We start from the raw sequence: 18794 nt of genomic DNA on the forward strand, positions 1-18794 counted from the left end.
GTCCTGCTTCAAATACTCGGTAGATAGTATACGGCGGCCTAGTCGTCGCCACCACGGAAGGCTGCACGTGCGCGCTCGGCGTTGATCGCACCGACCGCGTCCAGCGGGATACCCGCCGGGCAGACGTCCGCGCACTCGCCGTAGAGCGAGCAGTGGCCGAAGTTGGTCTCCAGCTCGTCGACCATGTTGCGGGCGCGGCGGCCGCGCTCCTGCTTGCCCAGCGGCAGCAGCTTCAGGTGCTTGAGCTTCGCGCCGGTGAACAGGTGCGCAGCACCGTTCGGGCAGGCGGCGACGCAGGCGCCGCAGCCGATACAGGCCGCGTAGTCCAGCGCGGTCTCCGCGTCGTGGTGGTTCACGGCGAGGGTGTCGGCGTCCGGTGCGGTACCGGCGTTGATGGAGACGTAGCCACCCTGCTGCATCACGCGGTCCAGCGCGGAGCGGTCCACGGCGAGGTCCTTGATCACCGGGAACGCGCCGGAGCGGAACGGCTCAATCTTCAGGGTGTCGCCGTCCTTGTAGTTGTACAGGCGCTGCAGGCAGGCGGTGGTGTTGGTGTCCGCGCCGTGCGGGCGGCCGTTCACGTTCAGGCCACAGGTGCCGCAGATGCCCTCGCGGCAGTCGGAGGCGAAGACGAACGGCTCCTTGCCTTCCTCGACCAGGTTGTTGTTCACGTGGTCGAGAAGCTCCAGGATGGACATCTGCTCGACGGCGTCGTCCACCTGGATGGTTTCGAAGTGCCCTTCAGTGTCGGGTCCGGCCTGACGCCAGATCTCAAGTGTCAGTTTCATTACTTGTAGTTCCTTGTCATCAGCGGGATCGAATCAAAGTACAGGGGTTCTGCGTGGCGGATGAACTCGCCCTCGCCGGCCGGCTCCCACGCGGAGACGAAGCACCAGTTCTCGTCGTCTCGCTCTGCCTCGCCATCCTCGGTGAGGTGGTCCATGCGGTAGTGCGCACCGCAGGACTCGTCGCGGTCCAGGGCGTCGATGCACATCAGCTCGCCGAGGTTGATGTAGTCGGCCAGGCGCAGTGCGGCCTCGAGGGTCTGGTTCATCTCGTTCGGGGAACCCGGAATAGAGATGTTGGCACGGAAATCGTCGCGAAGCGCGCGGATCTTCTGGATGCCTTCCTGCAGGCCCTCGACCGTGCGGGAGACGCCGCAGTGCTCGTAGAGGATGTCGCCGAGCTGCTCGTGGTAGAACTCCGGGCCGTGCGGGTCGGTGCCGTTAACGGACATGATCTGCTCGATGGTGTCCTTGGCGCGGTTGACAGCCTCGGTGACCTCCGGCGCGTCCTCCGGCAGCACTTCCTCGCCGAGGTGGTTGGCCAGGTAGTTCGGCACGGTGAACGGGAGGGTGAACCAGCCATCCACGGACGCGGAGAGCAGGGAGTTCGCACCCAGACGGTTCGCGCCGTGGTAGGTCCAGGAGCACTCGCCGGCGGCGAAGAGGCCGTCGATGGAGGTCATCTCGTTGAAGTCGGTCCACAGGCCGCCCATGGTGAAGTGGACGGTCGGGGCGATGCGCATCGGGACCTTGTACGGGTCATCGCCGATGGAATCCTCGTACATCTCGAACAGGTTGGAGTAGCGCTCGCGGATGGTGTCCTCGCCGAGGCGCTCGATGGCGTCGGTGAAGTCCAGGTACGCGGAGTTGTGCAGCGGGCCAACGCCGTAGCCGGCGTTGAGCTGCTGGGAGATGGCGCGGGAGGCCACGTCGCGCGGCACCAGGTTGCCAAACGCCGGGTAGCGGCGCTCGAGGAAGTAGTCGCGCTCCTCCTCCGGGATGTCCTTCGGGTCGCGGTCGTCGCCCTTTTCCTTCGGGGTCCAGATGCGGCCGTCGTTACGCAGCGACTCGGACATCAGCGTCGTCTTCGCCTGCCACTTCGCGTTGACCGGGAGGCCCGTCGGGTGGAACTGGATGAACGCCGGGGAGGCGAGGTACGCGCCGCGCTCGTACGCGCGCATCATGGCAGACGAGTTGGAGTTCTTGGCCAGCGTCGTCTTGTGGTAGACGTTGCCGTAGCCGCCGGTGGCCAGGATCACGGCGTGGCCGGTGAACGGCACGATCTCGCCGGTGATCAGGTTGCGGGTGACAATACCCTCGCAGTGCTTCTTGCCATCCTTTTCCGTGATGACCAGGTCCATCAGGTCGTTGTGGGTGAAGATTTCCACGTTACCCAGGTGGATCTGGCGCTGCAGCGCCGACGCGGTGGACAGCTGCAGCTGCTGGCCCGTTTGGCCACGGGTGTAGTAGGTGCGGGAGACCTGCACGCCACCAAAGGAGCGGGTGGCCAGGGTGCCGCCGTACTCGCGGGCGAACGGGGCGCCGATGGCGTTCATGTGGTCGATGACGCGGACGGACTCGATAGCCAGGCGCCAGCAGTCGGACTCGCGGCAGCGGTAGTCGCCGCCCTTGACGGTGTCCTTGGTGTGGCGGTACGCGCTGTCGTTGTCCACCTTCTTGCCGCGGGCGGAGTTCACGCCACCCTGCGCGGCGATGGAGTGCGCACGGCGCGGTGCGTCGTGGTAGGTGAAGGCCTTCACGTTGTAGCCCAGCTCGCCCAGCGCCGCGGCGGCAGCGCCGCCGGACAGGCCGGTGCCCACCACGAGGACGGTGAACTTGCGGCGGTTCAGCGGGGAGACCAGGTTCATGTGGTCCTTCTGGTAGCCCCACATGTCCTTCATGCGGACCTCGTCGCGGTTGGGCTCCGCGGCGTCCAGAATGTGCCCCGGGGTCACGCCGGGAGCGGCGGACTCGGGCTGGCGGAAGCCGCCGGACGTCTCCTGGCCGGCAGCACCCTGGGCGCCCACTGCGCCGGTAGCGGTGGTGTCGGCTGCGCCGCCCTGAGCACCCTTATTGGGGTTGTATGCGGTAGTCATAGTGTGTTTCTCCTCTATCAGCCGTTACCGGGAAAAGTCGGGGACGAAGCCGCACGCGATGGCAATCGGCATCACGACGTTGCCGATGACCACGATGAACGGGAGGACGTACGCCAGCAGGACCATCAGGCCGCGGCCGCGCTCGCCGAGCCAACCGAGGTCGGAGACAGCGAGGTAGATGCCGTGGGTCAGGTGCATCAGCAGCGCGAGGTTGGCCACGACGTAGATCAGGGTGACCCACCAGCGGCCCGGCGCGAAGGTGGCGAGCATGTTGTTGCGCACCTCGCCGTGGACGAACTGGTCAGAGGCGACGACCTGGCCCGTGGTCAGATCCAGCAGGTGGAAGATGACGAAGAGCAGCAGGATTACGCCGGTGATGAGCATCCAGCGGGTCGCGGTGGACTGCCAGCCACCCATCAGGCCCGTGCGCTTGAACTTGCCGCGCGACTGGGACGAGCGCGCCTTCAGCGTGAACGCACCCCAGACGTGCAGCACCAGGCAGACGAGCAGCACGATGCGGGCGATCCAGAGGAAGCCCTCGTGCGGGAGCAGCGGCTCGCCGATCTCGCGCAGGAAGCGGCCGTATTCATCAATCGGCGCTTGCCCGTTGGCGTGGAGCGGCATAAAGATCTTCAGGTTGCCCACCATGTGGCCGAGCACAAAAAGACCGAAAATGAGGCCGGTGACGGCCATGGTCAGCTTCAAAGCCCACGTTGGGTAGGACGGCCGCTCGCGCAGCGGCTTTTCAGTGATTTTACCGTGACGAATGGCTTCACGGTCTGCGTTTTGTACAGTCATGGCACCTCCAGTGTCGCTACTACTGTAGGCAACCTTTGGGCACCCCACCTATTTATTCGCGCCACTTTCACGTCCCCACACCCCCTCCCACCTCGAATAATGGGAGTACCTTTCTCGCCCAACCCCCGGAGCGCGCCCGCTCCCAGCAACTTTCAACGTTCCCAGTCCACCCTACGGTAATTTGTGACCTTGCACACTCTCTCCGCATTTTGTTCATAATCCCCCTGCCCGCACCCCTTAATGTGTCAACCTTTCGTTGGTAAGTTCGCCCTTTGTTTCAACTCCAGGTTGAGCCTTCGCTTTTCGACGCCCCCGTGGCACACAAAAAGCGCCCCGGCGATAACCGGGGCGCTTGGGGTGGGTCGACGGTGGCGTCGACAAGCAACTGCCTACAGGTTGATCATGTGCCCTTCGACGCCGTGGGCAACTTCCTTGAGCACCTCGGACAGCGTCGGGTGGATGTGGATGTTGCGTGCGATCTCACCAGCGGTGAGGTCAAAGCGCTGCGCCAGGGTGATCTCCGGCAGCAGCTCAGACACGTTCGGGCCAACCAGGTGCGCACCGAGGATCTCGCCGAACTCGGCGTCCGCGACGAGCTTGCCAAAGCCAGCGGTCTCCGCCAAGCCCACTGCCTTGCCGTTTGCGGAGAACGGGAAGGTGGCAACCTTGATGTCGCGGTCCGGCCACTTCTCCTTGGCCTGCTCCTCGGTGTAACCCATGGACGCAACCTGCGGGTTACAGAAGGTCGCGCGCGGGGTCATCATGTAGTCCTCGATCTCCAGGGTCTCCGCGCCAGCGATCGTCTCCGCGGCGATGATGCCCTGGGCCTCCGCGACGTGGGCGAGCTGCAGCTTCGCGGTGACGTCGCCGATGGCGTAGATGTGCTCGACGTTGGTGCGCATGCGGTCGTCGATAGCAATGGCGCCACGCTCGGTCAGCTCGACACCCGTGTTCTCCAGGCCGTAGCCCTCGGTGCGCGGCGCGAAGCCGACGGAGATCATCACGCGGTCCACGGTGAGCGTCTCAGTCTTGTCGGTGCCATTCTTCTGAATGTCCACCTCCACCTCGGAGCCGTTGTCGCGCACAGCGGTGGTGGCGTGGCCGGTCAGCAGCTTCACGCCGAGCTTCTTGTACTTCTTCGCAATCTCCTTGGACACGTCCTTGTCCTCGTTGGGCAGGACGCGGTCCATGTACTCCACAACCGTCACGTCGACGCCGTAGTTGGACAGCACGTAGGCGAACTCCATGCCGATCGCGCCGGCGCCCACGATGACCATCTTCTTCGGGGCCTCGGGGTTGAGGATCTGCTCCTCGTAGGAGACGACGTTCTCGGACAGCTCGATGCCCGGGAGCGTGCGCACGACGGAGCCAGTGGCGATAATGCAGTCGTCGAAGGTGACGGTCTTACCCTTGTCGTCACCCTCGGTGATCTCGATCGTGTTCGCGTCGGTGAAGGAGCCGAGGCCGTTGATCTCGGTGATCTTGTTCTTCTTCATCAGGTAGTGCACGCCACCGACGATCTTCTCGGAGACCTGGCGGGAGCGCTTGTGGGCGTCCGAGTAATCGAACTCCACGTCACCCTTAATGCCGAACGTCTTGGCATCGTGGTTGAAAATCTCTGCAACCTCAGCGTTCTTAATTAACGCCTTGGACGGGATGCAGCCCACGTTGAGGCAGACACCGCCCCAGTACTGCTTCTCTACAACTGCAACCTTCTTACCCAGCTGAGCTGCACGGATGGCGGCAACGTACCCACCGGGGCCCGCGCCGAGGACAACAACGTCAAAATGTTCTTTACTCACGCCACACAGGATACGTGCATTCCCCAACTTTGGGTATGCATTCCCCCACATCGCGCTTCCGCGAGTGCCGTACAGCGCCCGAATGTGGGTACCGAGCACCCCGAAACACCCTGTACTCCGGTTTCGCTCCTGTAACGTGACGACCGTCTGGCAATATATACGGAAGCAACGACGAGCCCTCCCGTTTGTTCACACCGTTTACACAGCTAACTAGGAAAGCGAGCCACCGTGAAGTTCACGCGCCCCGCACTCGCCGCCGTCGCCGCAGTTGCCATCGCCGCAGCCGCGGTCCCGGCAGGTATCCACCTCAGCGCCGACAGCGAGGAAGGCACCCAGCCCGCGCAGATCGCCGCCGCACAATCCACCACCTCCGCGACCGTGCCGGAGACGACGGAATCCACCGAATCTACTGCGCCGGCAGAGACCACTGATTCCTCTGAATCTTCTGCGCCTTCTGCGCCTTCTGCGTCTTCTGCGCCGAGCGAGCCGACTTCGGACGCCGAGCCGGACGCTAAGGAATCCGACAGCGAGCTCACCGATGCCAACGGCGGCGGCGCTTCCAACCCGACCGGGGACGAGGGCGAGGTCGGCGCGCTTATCGACGATGTCCTGTCCGGCCCCGAAACCGACCCCGACAAGTTGAACAACATGCAGGAGGAACGCGCCACCTCCGCGGGTACCGTCAAGCCGCTCACCCGCTCCCTGCCCGCCGCCACCGGCGGCACGCAGGAGTGGGTGGACAAGATCAAGCTTTTCGACGGCGGCGAGGCCGTCGAGGTCTACTCCCCCTCCATGGAGCGCGACATCCCGGTCGCGATCATCCGCGCGACCGACGACCAGGGCAACTACATCAAAGACGCGCCGACCTACTACCTGCTCAACGGCGCCGGCGGCTCCGAGCAGGACACGGACTGGATCGCCCAAGCCGGCGGCACCCTCGACCGCACCCTGGGCCACGAGCCCGTCAACGTGGTCATCCCGATGGAGGGCGCCTTCTCCTACTACGTGGACTGGCTCACCGAGCCGGACAAGAACCGCTACATGAACGGCAAGCAGCTGTGGTCCACCTTCCTGGCCAAGGAGCTGCCACAGTCCATCGAGCCGTACATGGACACCACCAACGACCGCCGCGCGGTCTCCGGTTTCTCTATGTCCGCCACCTCCTCGCTCCTGCTCGCGGAGCACAACCCGGGCTTCTACAAGGCGGTGGGCTCCTTCTCCGGCTGCGCCGCGACCTCCCGCCCGCTCCCCTGGTTCTTCGTCGGCCTGACGGTGAATCGCGGCGGCGGCCTGACCCCGGATCAGCTGTGGGGCCCGATGGGCTCCGAGTACAACCGCTACAACGACGCGCTCGTCATGGCGGAGTACCTCAAGGGCACGGACCTGTACATTTCCAGCGGCACTGGCCTGGTTAGCGAGACCGACACCATCGGCTACCTGAAGAACCAACGCAACCTGGAATCCAGCCGCGCTTTTTCTAACCACCTCACCCTCCTGGTCGAGGGCGGCGTGATCGAGGGCGCGATGAACGCCTGCACCCACGACCTGCGCGCCAAGCTGGACGCCAAGGGCATCCCGGCGCACTACAACTTCCGTGCGACCGGCACCCACTCCTGGCCGTCCTGGCTGGAGGACATGCGCGAGTCCTGGGCAACCGTGATCCGCCCGGCGCTGCTCCCGGACGAGCCGGAGACCACGACCGAGAAGGACACCCCGGCGGCCCCCGAGAAGCCGACCGAGCTGACCGCACCGACCTCAACTGAGCCGACTGAAACGACCACTGCCGCTGAGTCTTCCGAGTCCGCCGACGCCACCGCGACGGATGAGGCAACGGAAACCGCAGCACCGACGGAGACCACCACGGCCGACGCCAACTAGTCGCCCGCCGGAAACGATTTGAGGGCTGGCTTGCACCGAGTGCAAGCCAGCCCTCAAGCTATTGGGCCACAACCGTGCGGCTTAGAACAGCCCCAGGCCGTAGGCGATGGTGGAGGAGGTCGACGAGCCAAAGTTGAGGATCTGGCCGAGCGCCTCGTTGATCTGGACCTGGATGGTTTCCAATCCGTTCATGTGAAAAACCTCGTTTTCTGTCACCGCTGTTACAAACTGTGCGGCCTATTGTCGCACACTGTAACCTCAATTGCCCCATGAGTAACGTAAGATGAGCACTCGGCAATATCTGAAACAGTGGGCACTCCCGCTTCTCTCTGTTACTCCCAAGACAACCTGGAAAAGGAATGCTGGACTGATGAACTTGAAGGGAGCCGTGGTTGCCGCGGCGTCGACAATCGCTCTGGCCTGCGGAATGACTCCGGCGGCGGACGCTGCCACCGTCACCGCCGCCCAGGTCGCGGGGCAGACCCCGGTGGGCACCGTCAAGGCGTGGGACGCGCGGTCCAACCCGCCGCTGGCGCTGAACACGAACCGTCCGCAGTCGTGGACCCAGCAGGTAGACCACAAGAACGTGCTGTCGTACCAGGTGTACTCGCCTTCCATGCGGCGTGACATCCCGGTCGCGGTGATCCCGGCAACCAATGCCGCCGGGCAGCGCGTGCCCAACGCACCGATCATTTACCTGCTCAACGGCGCAGGCGGCGCGGAGCAGGACCAGGATTGGCTGAAGTCCTTTACCACCCGCGAGTTCTTTGCGGGCAAGGGCGTCAACGTAGTCATCCCGCAGGCGGGCGCGTTCTCGTACTACACCGACTGGGTAGACCAAAACCCGCAGGGGCGCTACGTCCGCGGGCCACAGAAGTGGGAGACGTTCCTCACCCAGGAGCTGCCCGGCCCGATGGAGCGCACGCTCAACGCGGACAACCGCCGCGCCATCGTCGGCTTCTCAATGTCCGGCACGAGCGCGCTCGTGCTGCCGGAGCACCGCCCGGGCTTTTACGACGCCGCCGCCTCGTTCTCCGGCTGCGCCGCCACCGCCTCCCCGCACGGATACAACTACGGGCGCGTGACCGTCAACCGCGCGGCGAACATCCCGAACTACCAGGAGATTACCCCGGAGCAGATGTGGGGCCCGATGGGCAGCCCGAACAACGTGTGGAACGACGGGCTGGCCAACGCCGAGCGCCTGCGCGGCACCAAGCTCTACATCTCCTCCTCCACCGGCCTGGCTGGCCGGAAGGACCAGGTCAGCTACCTAGTGGGCGAGGCCGGCGTGCCGGAGATCGCGGCGGGTGTCGCCGCCACCACGTTGCAGGTCGAGGGTGGCGCGATCGAGGCCGCCATCAACCAGTGCAACCACGACCTGCGCGCAAAGCTCGACGGGCTGAACATCCCGGCGCACTATGAGTTCCGCAACGCTGGCACGCACTCCTGGGGATACTGGCAGGACGACATCCAGCAGGCATGGTTCACCACCATCGCCCCTGCGTTTGGGATGTAGATGCACCCGCAGAGCAAGCAGAGCAATCAGCCCCGCAGCAGAGCGATCGACCCAGCGCTGCTCGACCAGATCACCGGAGATGAGGCGCTGGCGTGGGCCAACGCGTGGTCCGCCGACACCGAGGCCTCGCTGACCGCGCCCGGCAGCCCGCTCGCCGAGGAGGCTGCGCGCCTCCGCAGCGACATCCGCGCCGCCCTGGACACCGACGCGCGCATCCCCTACGTGCTGCGCCGCGGCGATTTCCTCTACAACTTCTGGCGCGACGCCTCGCGCCCCCGCGGCGTGTGGCGCCGCACCACCTTGCCCGAGTTCCTGGCTCCGGAAACGGAGTGGGAGGAACTGGTGAGCGTGGATACGCTTGCCCGCGCAGAGGGCGAGGACTGGGTCTGGAAGGGCGCGACCGTGCTGCCGCTGACGCAGGACCGAGCGCTGCTGCGGCTGTCGCGGGGCGGCGCCGACGCGGTGACCATCCGCGAGTTTGACCTGCACACCCGCGCCTTTGTCGCCGACGGTTTCCGCATCAATGAGGCCAAGACCGATGTGAGCTGGGTCGACCGCGACACGCTCCTGGTGGGCACGGACCTGGGCGAGGACTCGCTCACCCACTCCGGCTACCCCGCGCAGGTTCGCCGCTGGCACCGCGGCACGCCGCTCGCGCAGGCGGAGGAGATCTTCCGCGGCGAGGTAAGCGACGTCGCCGTCGGCGCCTCCTACGACCCCACTCCCGGCTACGAGCGCACCGTGATCACCCGCGCCCTGGATTTCTACACGTCCCGGACCTGGGTCGACGGCCAGGAGCTGGACCTGCCGCTGGACTGCAGCGCGGTGCCCTACAAGCAGTGGCTGTTCATCATCCCGCGCATCGACTACCAGCCGGAGGGCGCAACGATCCCGGCCGGCGCGCTCGCCGTCACCGACCTGGAGCGCTTCCTCGCGGGCGAGCGCGACTTCCGCGTCCTGTCCGACTTGTCCGACTCAAGCGCGGTTGAAGACCTCTCGCTGACCGCCAACTACGCCTTCGTCACCACGCTCGACAACGTGTCCACCCGCATCGAGCGCATCGCCCTCGGCACCTGGGAGCGCACCGACGTCCCGCTCCCGCCGGCCTCGGCCGCGCACATCGTGGCCACCAGCCCGCTCGACGGCGATGAGGTATGGCTCAACACCTCCAGCTTCACCACTCCGAGCACGCTTTCGCTTCTCGACGCCACCGCGCCCGATCACCCCAACGCGGCCAAGCACGCCCCCGCCCTCTTTGACCTTTCGGACACCGCAGGGCTGGAAACCCGCCAGCACTGGGCGACCTCCGCCGACGGCACCCGGATCCCCTACTACATCACCGGCGACTTCTCGCGCGGCCCGCGCCCGACGCTGGTGGGCGGCTACGGCGGCTTCGAGGTCTCGCTTACGCCGTCGTTTTCCAACGTGCGCGGCATCGCCTGGCTGTCCAAGGGCTACTTCTCCGTTCAGCCCAACCTGCGCGGCGGCGGCGAGTTCGGCCCCAGCTGGCACTCGCAGGCGGTGAAGGCGAACCGGCACAAGGTGTGGGAGGACCACCGCGCCGTGCTGGAGGACATCGTCGCGCGCGGCTACGCCACGCCCGAGCGCATTGCCATCCGCGGCGGCTCCAATGGCGGGTTGCTCACCTCCGGTGCGCTCACCCAGTACCCGGACCGCTTCGGCGCCGCCGTGGTACAGGTCCCGCTCACGGACATGCTGCGCTACCACACGCTCTCCGCCGGGGCGTCGTGGATGGCGGAGTACGGGGACCCGGACGACCCTGCCGAGCGCGCCTTCATTGAGACGTGGTCGCCGCTGCACAACGTGGCCAGCGCCCCCGCCTACCCGCCGGCCCTGGTAACCACGTCCACCCGCGACGACCGCGTCCACCCCGCCCACGCGCGCACCTTCGCGCTCGCGCTGTGGGAAGCCGGCCAGCCGGTCGACTACTTTGAAAACACCGCCGGCGGGCACGCGGGCGCAGCCGACAACGAGCAGGTGGCGCGCGTGGAGGCCATGATCTACACCTGGCTGGAACGCCAGATCGGCGACGCAACCACGGCGGAGCGCACGCAGTGAAAAACCTGACGCTGGCCACCATCTTCGCGGCCATCAGCGGCTTCGTCGTGCTCTGGGTCGCCGCCCGCGCCCTGGACCCGGAGACGGGCTACCGGTACTTCGCCGCGTTCTGGAGCGTCTTCTTCGCGGGCGCCGGGCTTGTCGACGGCATCACGCACGAAACCACCCGCGCCGTCGCCTCCGCCGCCGAGACCGGCAAGCGCGGCGCGGCTAACCCGTGGCGCATCGGCGCCCGGCTCGCGGCGGTGGTCCTCGTCGTCGTCGCGGTCGGCGGTGCTCTGCTCATGGGCACCGTCGTACCGCAGTCCCCGGGCACCGCCACCGCCCTGCTCACCATCGGCCTGATCAGCTACGTATTCCAGGCGGTACTGGCGGGCGTCCTGTCCGGCTCACACCTGTGGGACCGCTACGCCGCCCTCTTCGCCCTGGACTCGGGCATGCGCCTGGTCCTCGCCGTGGTGGCGTGGGCCGCCGGGTGGGGCCTGCCGGTCTTCCTGCTCATCACCGTGATCGGCGCGGCGAGCTGGCTCACCCTGCTGCGCCGGGAGCACCTGCAGGTGCCGGTGGACGTGGACAGCGGCCTGTTCGTACGCCGCATGGTGACCGCCATGGTGGCCTCCGGGGCGTCGGCGGCGCTAATCACCGGCTTCCCCGCCGTGATCAACGCGGCGTTTCCCGGCGCGCCGGTGGCGGCGGTGATCAACGCCGTGATCCTCACCAGGGCGCCCGTGCTCGTGCCGCTGCAGCGTTTCCAGTCGGCCCTGGTGGTCCGGTTTGTGGAGCACCGCGACCGGATCTACACGGCGCTGGCCATGCCAATTGGCGCGGTCCTGGGCCTCGGCGCGGTGGGGTTCGTCGCCGCGTGGGCGGTCGGCCCGCTCATCCTGCGCGTCGCGTTCTCGCCGGAGTACGCGATGGGCGGGGTGTCGCTGGGCGTGCTCACCTTCGCGTCCGCGTTCATGGGCGCGCTCATGATCACCGGTGTTGCGGTGCTCGCCCTGGAGCGCCACGGCTGGTACGTCGCCGGGTGGATTACGGCCACGGCGGTGGCGTTTGGGATTTTGTTCGCGGCGCCGGTAGGTGCTGAGGGAGGGGGGACGGTGGCGTCGATAAGCATTGCCCTCTTCGCAGGCCCCCTGGCCGGCGCGCTGGTGCATGTGGCGGGGCTGCGGCGCGCGCTAAGGTAGTTCCCTATGGGAACAATGCTGGTCACCGGCGGTGCCGGGTTCATCGGGTCCAACTTCGTGCGCATGGCGCTCAGCAGGATGGACAGGATTGTGGTGCTGGACAAGCTCACCTACGCGGGCAATCGGGACAGCCTCGCCGGGTGCGACGTGGAGCTCGTGCTTGGCGACGTCGCCGACGCCCCACTGGTCAACCGCCTCGTCGCACGCGCCGACACCGTGGTGCACTTCGCGGCGGAATCGCACAACGACAACTCGCTGCGCGACCCCTCGGCGTTTATCCAGACGAACCTGGTGGGCACGTACACGCTGCTCGAGGCGGTGCGCGAGCACGGCGCGCGGCTGCACCACATTTCCACCGACGAGGTCTTCGGCGACCTCGCCCTCGGCGGCACGGACGCGTTTACGGAGACAACGCCGTACAACCCGTCCTCGCCCTACTCGGCAACAAAAGCGGGATCGGACCACCTGGTGCGCGCGTGGGTCCGCTCCTTTGGCATCCCGGCGACCATCTCCAACTGCTCTAACAATTACGGCCCCTACCAGCACGTGGAGAAGTTCATCCCCCGGCAGATCACCAACCTGTTGCGCGGCGAGCCCGCGAAACTGTACGGAACGGGCGCGCAGGTGCGCGACTGGATCCACGTGGACGACCACAACGACGCGGTGCTCACCATCCTGGAGCGCGGCGAGCTGGGCCAGACCTACAACATCGGGGCCGGCGGCGCGCACGTGACCAACAAGCAGGTCATCGAGGACATCTGCGAGCTGATGGGCGGCACCTACGAGCACGTCGCGGACCGCCCCGGCCACGACCAGCGCTACACCATGGACGCGACGAAGCTGCGCCGCGAGCTGGGCTGGCAGCCGCGCTACACGGATCTGCGCGCGGGCCTGGAGCAGACGATTGCCTGGTACCGCGATCACGAGTCCTGGTGGGCCGCGGGCAAGGACGCGGTGGAGGCGGGCTACGCGGCGCGCGGCCAGTAGGCAGGCTCTACACTGGCGAGCATGTGTGAGACCCCGATTCAAGGCCTTAAGGTTGAACGGCTGACCGTCCACAAGGACAATCGCGGCTGGTTCAAGGAGAACTGGGCCGGCCAGGCGCTCGTGCCCGCGCAGCAGAACGTGAGCTTCAACGCCCGGCGCGGCGCCACCCGCGGGATGCACGCCGAGCCGTGGGACAAGTGGATCTCGGTGGCCTCGGGCCGCGTCTACGCCGCGTGGGTGGACATGCGCGAGGGCTCGTTCACCTACGGCAAAACGTTCGGGTTGGAGATCACCCCGGACATCGCGGTGTTCGTCCCACGCGGCGTGGCCAACGGCTTCCAGGCGCTCGAGGATGCCACGACCTACATCTACCTGGTCAATCAGCGCTACAACCCGGACGGAGCGTACGCGTTTTGCTCGTACAAGGAGGTCGAGTGGCCGCTCGAGCCCACCGAGCTTTCGGAGGCAGACACGAAGCACCCGATGCTTGCCGACGCCACGCCAGTCCCACCCCGCAAAATCCTCGTCACCGGCGCGAACGGCCAGCTGGGCCGGGCGCTCAGGCAGGTGTACGGCGAGGATGAGGCCGACTTTTTCACCCACGCCGAGTTCGACCTCACCGACATGCCAGACCTGGACTTCTCCCAGTACTGGGCCGTGATCAACTGCGCCGCGTACAACGACGTCAACGGCGCAGAGAGCGACCGGGCGACCGCGTGGGCGGTCAACGCCGAGGCCCCGGCGCGCTTGGCGGCGATCTGCAACGAACACGACCTGACGCTGGTGCACGTGTCCAGCGACTACATCTTCGACGGCACCCGCGAGGTCCACGACGAGGCGGAGATCCCCTCCCCGCTGTCGGCCTACGGGGCGTCGAAGGCCGCGGGCGATACTGCGGCGCAGGTGGCGCGCAAGCACTACGTGGTGCGCACCGCCTGGGTCTTCGGCGACGGCAACAACTTCATGTCCACGATGGCAGGTCTTGCCGCGCGCGGGGTGGAGCCGAAGGTGATCATGGACCAGCGCGGCCGCCCCACGTACGCCGAGGACCTGGCCAAGGGCATCGCGCACCTGCTTCGCACCCGGGCCGAGTACGGGGTGTACAACCTGACCTCGGACGGGGACGCGGTGGGCCGCGACGAGATCGCCATGGCCGTGTTCATTGGCGTCGGCCACGGCCCCTCCGAGGTACACCCGGTGACCACGGCGCAGTACGCCGAGCTCAACGGACCGGAGGCGCGCCGTCCGGCGGAGTCCACGCTAAGCCTGGACAAGATCAAGGCGACCGGATTCACGCCAACCAATTGGCGAGCAGCACTCGCCCTGCACCTTGCGATGCAGTAGGTTTAGACGCTGAACTTGCTTTGCCTGAGGAAACCGTAAAAGGAGCTCCACCATGTCTCGCACGCAGATGTCTCGCACGCAGTCCGTCGCGTTGGCCACCGTCGCCGTCCTAGGCGCCGCGGGCCTTGTGGTCCCGGCACACGCTGCGCAGACAGAACCGACGGGAACGACGGGGATGACGTCTGCCACTCCGACGGCAACGGCAACCGGGACCACCACCGCAACGGCAACGCCGACCGCCACCCCGAGTGCCACCACCGTGACCACCCCGACGGTCACGGTCACCACCACCCCCACGATCACGCCGACCACCACCACGTCGACGGCCGCGCCCTCCGCCCCGGACATCCTGCAGGCGATGTCCAGCGGCGATTTCTCCAAGATCAGCAAGCCGCAGATCGCGTTGCTCGTGCTGGGCGTCCTCACCACGGTGCTGGGCCTGGCAGTGAAGTTTGATGTGCGCGAGATCGCCGCCGGCCGCTACACCTTCGAAGACTTCATGAAGGAAATGGCACAGGAGTAAACGCGACATCAGCGCGGGTGGACGTCGTGTGACCGGCTAGTCTGGGACGCATGCGAGGCATCATTCTGGCCGGCGGGTCCGGCACGCGCCTGTACCCGATCACGCAGGGCATTTCGAAGCAGCTCATGCCCATTTATGACAAGCCGATGATCTACTACCCGCTGACCACGCTGATCAGCGCAGGTATCCGCGACATCCTCATCATCACCACCCCGGAGGACGCGGGCGCGTTCAAGCGTTTGCTTGGCGACGGCTCACGCTTCGGAGTCATGCTCAACTACGCAGTCCAGCCCTCCCCGGATGGGCTCGCGCAGGCCTTCATCATCGGGGAGGATTTCATCGGCGACGACTCGGTCGCACTCGTGCTGGGGGATAACATCTTCGAGGGCACGCAGCTCACCCGGATTCTTGGCGAGACCCGCGACGTGGACGGCGGTGCCATCTTCGCCTACGAGGTCTCGGACCCGCAGCGCTACGGTGTCGTCGAGTTCGATGCGGCAGGCACCGCCCTGTCCATCGAGGAAAAGCCGGAAACACCGAAGTCCAACTTCGCCGTCGTGGGCCTGTACTTCTACGACAGCAAGGTGGTGGAGATTGCCAAACAGATCACGCCGAGCGCGCGCGGCGAGCTGGAAATCACCAGCGTGAACGAGGCCTACCTGCGCGAAGGCGCGTTGAAGGTCCACCGCCTGCACCGCGGGGACGTGTGGCTAGACACCGGCACCATTGATTCTATGAGCGAGGCTAGCGCGTACGTGGAGGTCATGCAGAAGCGCACCGGCACCATCATCGGCTCGCCCGAGGTGGCCGCCTACCGGGAGGGGTTCATCTCCCGCGACGCGCTCGAGGCCCTCGGCCGCGCCACGCTGAAATCGGGTTACGGGCGCTACTTGTTGGACGCAGCGCGGGACTAGGAGAAGTCACGGGAAAGTCATTTTCCCGCTCTAATTTTTGGTACAATTCTTTTACCCGGAAAACCACCGCGGTCCCCCCTCCCCCAACACCAAGGAGATGCCATGTTGGCAAAAATCACCGCAGCAGCAATGCTCGCACTTACCCTAGGCTTAACACCTCTCGCCCACGCGGATACCCAGGAGCTTGATACCGAAGGTTTTAGCAGCGTTGACCGAAGCCGAATCACTCCGACAGCAGAAGCTGATGCGAAAGCCTTCATCGAACAAAATCGCACTCTTTCCGAAGAGGAATTTTGGCAGGAATTCGACAACCTCAGTCTGGAAACCAAACTCGCAGTCACAGCGGAGCTTGAAGATGCAGCCGCCCTTGCGCACCCAAACGCACAAACGCGATCAGCCTACAGCCGAACCGTTTTAAGTGCTGCTGAGATTGCTCAATGCGGCATCACGCTAGGCGCGTCCAAATGCTACAAAGCAAAGCAACTCGCCGATCACGCTTCCGACGAAGCTATTCGCTTCTATCCGACTTCCTCACACAACGGAAGAGGAGACGCCTGGCGTCACTGCTGGTGGAGCGCATCAATGACAATCGATCTCGGAGAAAATGCAGCGAAACTGATTGGGACTAATCACGAGAAGTTCACAACCGGTCCGCAAGCTGAGAAGGAAATGGACCTATACAACAATGCTCAAGGAAGGTGGGCAGCTGTCGCCGCAGGAAATGACTGGAGAAAAGCAGTCAACTTCTGCCACACATGGTCGGGGAATGGTATTTTAAAAACCTTGAACTAGCCAGATGTGAAATCTCAGGGCTTCAGAGAAATTTGCCCTGAGATCACACGTTCACAATTCGAAGAAAAGCAGGTCAAGTCATTGCGCGTAGGCGAAGTCACAGTACTCATGTCCGTATACGCAAATACGAAAGCTGAAGATCTCGCCTTCGCCCTGAAGAGCCTACAAGCACAGACTCGACCGCCCGAACGCATTCTCGTAGTTCTCGACGGCCCAATCGCCCAGGACGTCCATTCGCTTCTCAACAACGTCGATACGCTACCGTTGGAAGAAAATGTTGGCCTCGGGAAAGCTCTGGCAGCTGGTCTTCGTGCAGTCGACACCGAATTTGTCGCACGCCTTGACTCGGACGATGCCGCTTTCCCACACCGCATCGAGACTCAGCTCAGTTTCCTCAGTAAGCACCCTGACATCTCGGTAGTCGGCTCCTCGATGAGGGAGTTCAACGAAGCGGGTCACGGCAATATTAGAAAACTGCCGGAATCTCCCTCGGCGATTGCAAAATACGTCCGACTCAACTCCCCAATGAACCACCCTTCGGTAATGTTTCGCACCGCCGACGTACTTGCCGTAGGAGGTTACCGCGATCTACGTGGCATGGAGGACTACGATTTATGGGCACGCATGATCTCGCAGGGGAAGAAACTTTATAATCTCCCAGAACCTCTAACATATTTTCGAGTGGATCAAGACCAGTTCAGACGCCGTTCCGCGAACAACGTACGCGAGGCTGAAAGAGAACTTCAAACCGCGCTGGTTCAGTATGGCCTAGTCTCGCCGGTGCGCGCGCGCCTCAACTTCGTCCTCCGAAACCTCTACCGCGCGCTCCCACTACACCTCATGCAGCGCGCATATGGCGTGCTGTTCCATCGAAGTAAGTGAACACCGTTTTCGCTGACTATTCCTCACAGGCTGCTCACGCGCGTGTACGCCCTACTTTTCCATCGAGACCGGTAACGTATTGAGCGCTATGAACCAATCTCGCGGCGTCGATAAGCATTCGGCGCAATACCCAGGGCGCGAACAGGGCGCGCACGAGTCCTTCACCGACACCTGGCTCATCGTCCCCTGCTACAACGAGGGTCAGGTCATCCAGGACGTGTTGGAGCACGCGCGGGAAACGTTTCCCAATATCGTGGCGGTCAATGACGGCTCGCACGACAACTCCGCCGAGTCGATCCACGCTGCGGGCGCACACCTGGTCAACCACCCGGTGAACCTTGGCCAGGGTGCCGCGATCCAGACGGGTGTTGAGTACGCGCGTACTCAGCCCGGCGCGAAGTACTTTGTCACTTTCGACGCCGACGGCCAGCACCAGGTCAAAGACGTTAAGCGCATGATCCACCGGCTGCGCACCGAGCCGATTGACATCGTCGTGGGCACCCGCTTTGCAGGCCAGGAGGAGACGCAGGTGCCGTGGATCAAGCGTCTCGTGCTGAGAACGGTGGTGCTCCTTTCCCCTCGCACCCGCAGACTTGGGCTGACCGACGCGCACAACGGCCTGCGCGCCTTCAATGCCAAAGTGGCACACGAGATGAACATCCGCATGAATGGGATGTCGCACGCCTCCGAAATTGTCAGCATGATTGATGCGCGGGGGTGGCGCGTGGCTGAGGAGCCGGTGGACATCCTGTACACCGAGTACTCCATGAGCAAGGGCCAGTCCCTGATCAACGGTGTGAACATCCTCGCGGACGGCATTGTGGCAAGGAGGCTCCCATGATCCAGCTGTTCCTCATCCTGGCGACCCTGGTGCTGGTCATCTACTTCTTCACTCACCGCAAGAAGGCGAACGCGAAGGCGTGGGTCAAGCTCGGTTTCGTGGTGCTCGTCTTCGCGGCAATCTGGGCGATCCTGCGCCCCGACGACGTCACGGTGCTGGCCAACTGGCTCGGGGTGTCTCGCGGCACGGATCTCATGCTGTACGCGCTCATCTTCGCGTTCTTCTTCACCACCATTTCCACGTGGACTCGGTTCCGCGAACAGGAGCTACGTTATGCCCGCTTGGCCCGCGCGGTAGCCTTGCAGAATGCGGTGCGCCCGGAAGATCCGTACGGCGCAGCGCCTCAAGCATCGCAACCTGAATAGGAGCA

The 18794-nt window shown here is 64.9% G+C and carries 16 protein-coding genes; 12 read left to right on the forward strand and 4 right to left on the reverse strand.

Features of this window, described 5'->3' with window-relative positions; all coding sequences use genetic code 11:
* Positions 1 to 38 precede the first annotated feature (38 nt).
* The 4 genes from FPP74_RS07685 to lpdA form a co-directional block, all read right to left on the reverse strand.
* Positions 39 to 788: a succinate dehydrogenase/fumarate reductase iron-sulfur subunit gene (locus FPP74_RS07685; protein WP_095275156.1), complete on the reverse strand. Its 750-nt coding sequence runs from the start codon at positions 786 to 788 to the stop codon at positions 39 to 41.
* Positions 788 to 2881 (reverse strand): fumarate reductase/succinate dehydrogenase flavoprotein subunit, encoded by a 2094-nt coding sequence (locus FPP74_RS07690; RefSeq protein WP_095275157.1) that lies wholly within the window; start codon positions 2879 to 2881, stop codon positions 788 to 790. The genes FPP74_RS07685 and FPP74_RS07690 overlap by 1 nt, the downstream gene beginning before the upstream one ends.
* Positions 2882 to 2905: 24 nt before the next feature.
* Positions 2906 to 3679: a succinate dehydrogenase cytochrome b subunit gene (locus tag FPP74_RS07695; protein WP_095275158.1), complete on the reverse strand. Its 774-nt coding sequence runs from the start codon at positions 3677 to 3679 to the stop codon at positions 2906 to 2908.
* Between the two features lie 389 nt (positions 3680 to 4068).
* A complete protein-coding gene (lpdA, locus tag FPP74_RS07700; protein WP_144717807.1) occupies positions 4069 to 5532 on the reverse strand; it encodes a dihydrolipoyl dehydrogenase in 1464 nt (487 codons plus the stop codon).
* 177 nt (positions 5533 to 5709) lie between these two features.
* On the opposite strand from lpdA, the gene FPP74_RS07705 reads away from it, so the two are divergent.
* The 12 genes from FPP74_RS07705 to FPP74_RS07760 all read left to right on the forward strand — a co-directional run bounded on the left by FPP74_RS07705 (position 5710) and on the right by FPP74_RS07760 (position 18789).
* Positions 5710 to 7359, forward strand: coding sequence for an alpha/beta hydrolase family protein (locus tag FPP74_RS07705; RefSeq protein ID WP_255456098.1), 1650 nt, complete (start codon positions 5710 to 5712; stop codon positions 7357 to 7359).
* Between the two features lie 370 nt (positions 7360 to 7729).
* The gene (locus FPP74_RS07710; protein ID WP_144717809.1) at positions 7730 to 8875 is read left to right on the forward strand and encodes an alpha/beta hydrolase family protein; all 1146 of its coding nucleotides are present in this window, start codon (positions 7730 to 7732) and stop codon (positions 8873 to 8875) included.
* Positions 8876 to 10954, forward strand: coding sequence for a prolyl oligopeptidase family protein (locus FPP74_RS07715; protein ID WP_144717811.1), 2079 nt, complete (start codon positions 8876 to 8878; stop codon positions 10952 to 10954). It abuts the gene before it with no gap.
* On the forward strand, positions 10951 to 12141 hold the full coding sequence (locus FPP74_RS07720) for a hypothetical protein (RefSeq protein WP_144717813.1): 1191 nt from the start codon (positions 10951 to 10953) through the stop codon (positions 12139 to 12141). Before FPP74_RS07715 ends, FPP74_RS07720 begins: the two co-directional genes overlap by 4 nt.
* A gap of 6 nt (positions 12142 to 12147) precedes the next feature.
* Entirely contained in the window at positions 12148 to 13128 is a 981-nt protein-coding gene (gene rfbB / locus FPP74_RS07725) for a dTDP-glucose 4,6-dehydratase (RefSeq protein ID WP_144717815.1), read from the forward strand.
* Positions 13129 to 13149: 21 nt separating this feature from the next.
* Positions 13150 to 14472, forward strand: coding sequence for a sugar nucleotide-binding protein (locus FPP74_RS07730; RefSeq protein WP_144717817.1), 1323 nt, complete (start codon positions 13150 to 13152; stop codon positions 14470 to 14472).
* A 52-nt stretch (positions 14473 to 14524) separates the two neighbouring features.
* Positions 14525 to 14995, forward strand: coding sequence for a hypothetical protein (locus FPP74_RS12255; RefSeq protein WP_186439412.1), 471 nt, complete (start codon positions 14525 to 14527; stop codon positions 14993 to 14995).
* A gap of 50 nt (positions 14996 to 15045) precedes the next feature.
* Complete coding sequence (gene rfbA / locus FPP74_RS07740) at positions 15046 to 15909, forward strand: glucose-1-phosphate thymidylyltransferase RfbA (RefSeq protein WP_095275165.1); 864 nt, start codon at positions 15046 to 15048, stop codon at positions 15907 to 15909.
* A 102-nt stretch (positions 15910 to 16011) separates the two neighbouring features.
* Positions 16012 to 16701 carry a hypothetical protein gene (locus FPP74_RS07745; protein WP_133064815.1) on the forward strand — a complete coding sequence of 230 codons (690 nt, stop codon included), beginning with the start codon at positions 16012 to 16014 and terminating at the stop codon, positions 16699 to 16701.
* A gap of 6 nt (positions 16702 to 16707) precedes the next feature.
* A complete protein-coding gene (locus tag FPP74_RS07750) occupies positions 16708 to 17583 on the forward strand; it encodes a glycosyltransferase (RefSeq protein WP_239215572.1) in 876 nt (291 codons plus the stop codon).
* Positions 17584 to 17671: 88 nt separating this feature from the next.
* Entirely contained in the window at positions 17672 to 18424 is a 753-nt protein-coding gene (locus tag FPP74_RS07755; RefSeq protein ID WP_095547719.1) for a glycosyltransferase family 2 protein, read from the forward strand.
* Complete coding sequence (locus FPP74_RS07760) at positions 18421 to 18789, forward strand: DUF2304 domain-containing protein (RefSeq protein ID WP_095535199.1); 369 nt, start codon at positions 18421 to 18423, stop codon at positions 18787 to 18789. The genes FPP74_RS07755 and FPP74_RS07760 overlap by 4 nt, the downstream gene beginning before the upstream one ends.
* Positions 18790 to 18794: the final 5 nt, after the last annotated feature.

Source organism: Corynebacterium sp. NML180780, assembly GCF_007786415.1.
Taxonomy (GTDB): Bacteria; Actinomycetota; Actinomycetes; order Mycobacteriales; family Mycobacteriaceae; genus Corynebacterium; species Corynebacterium gottingense.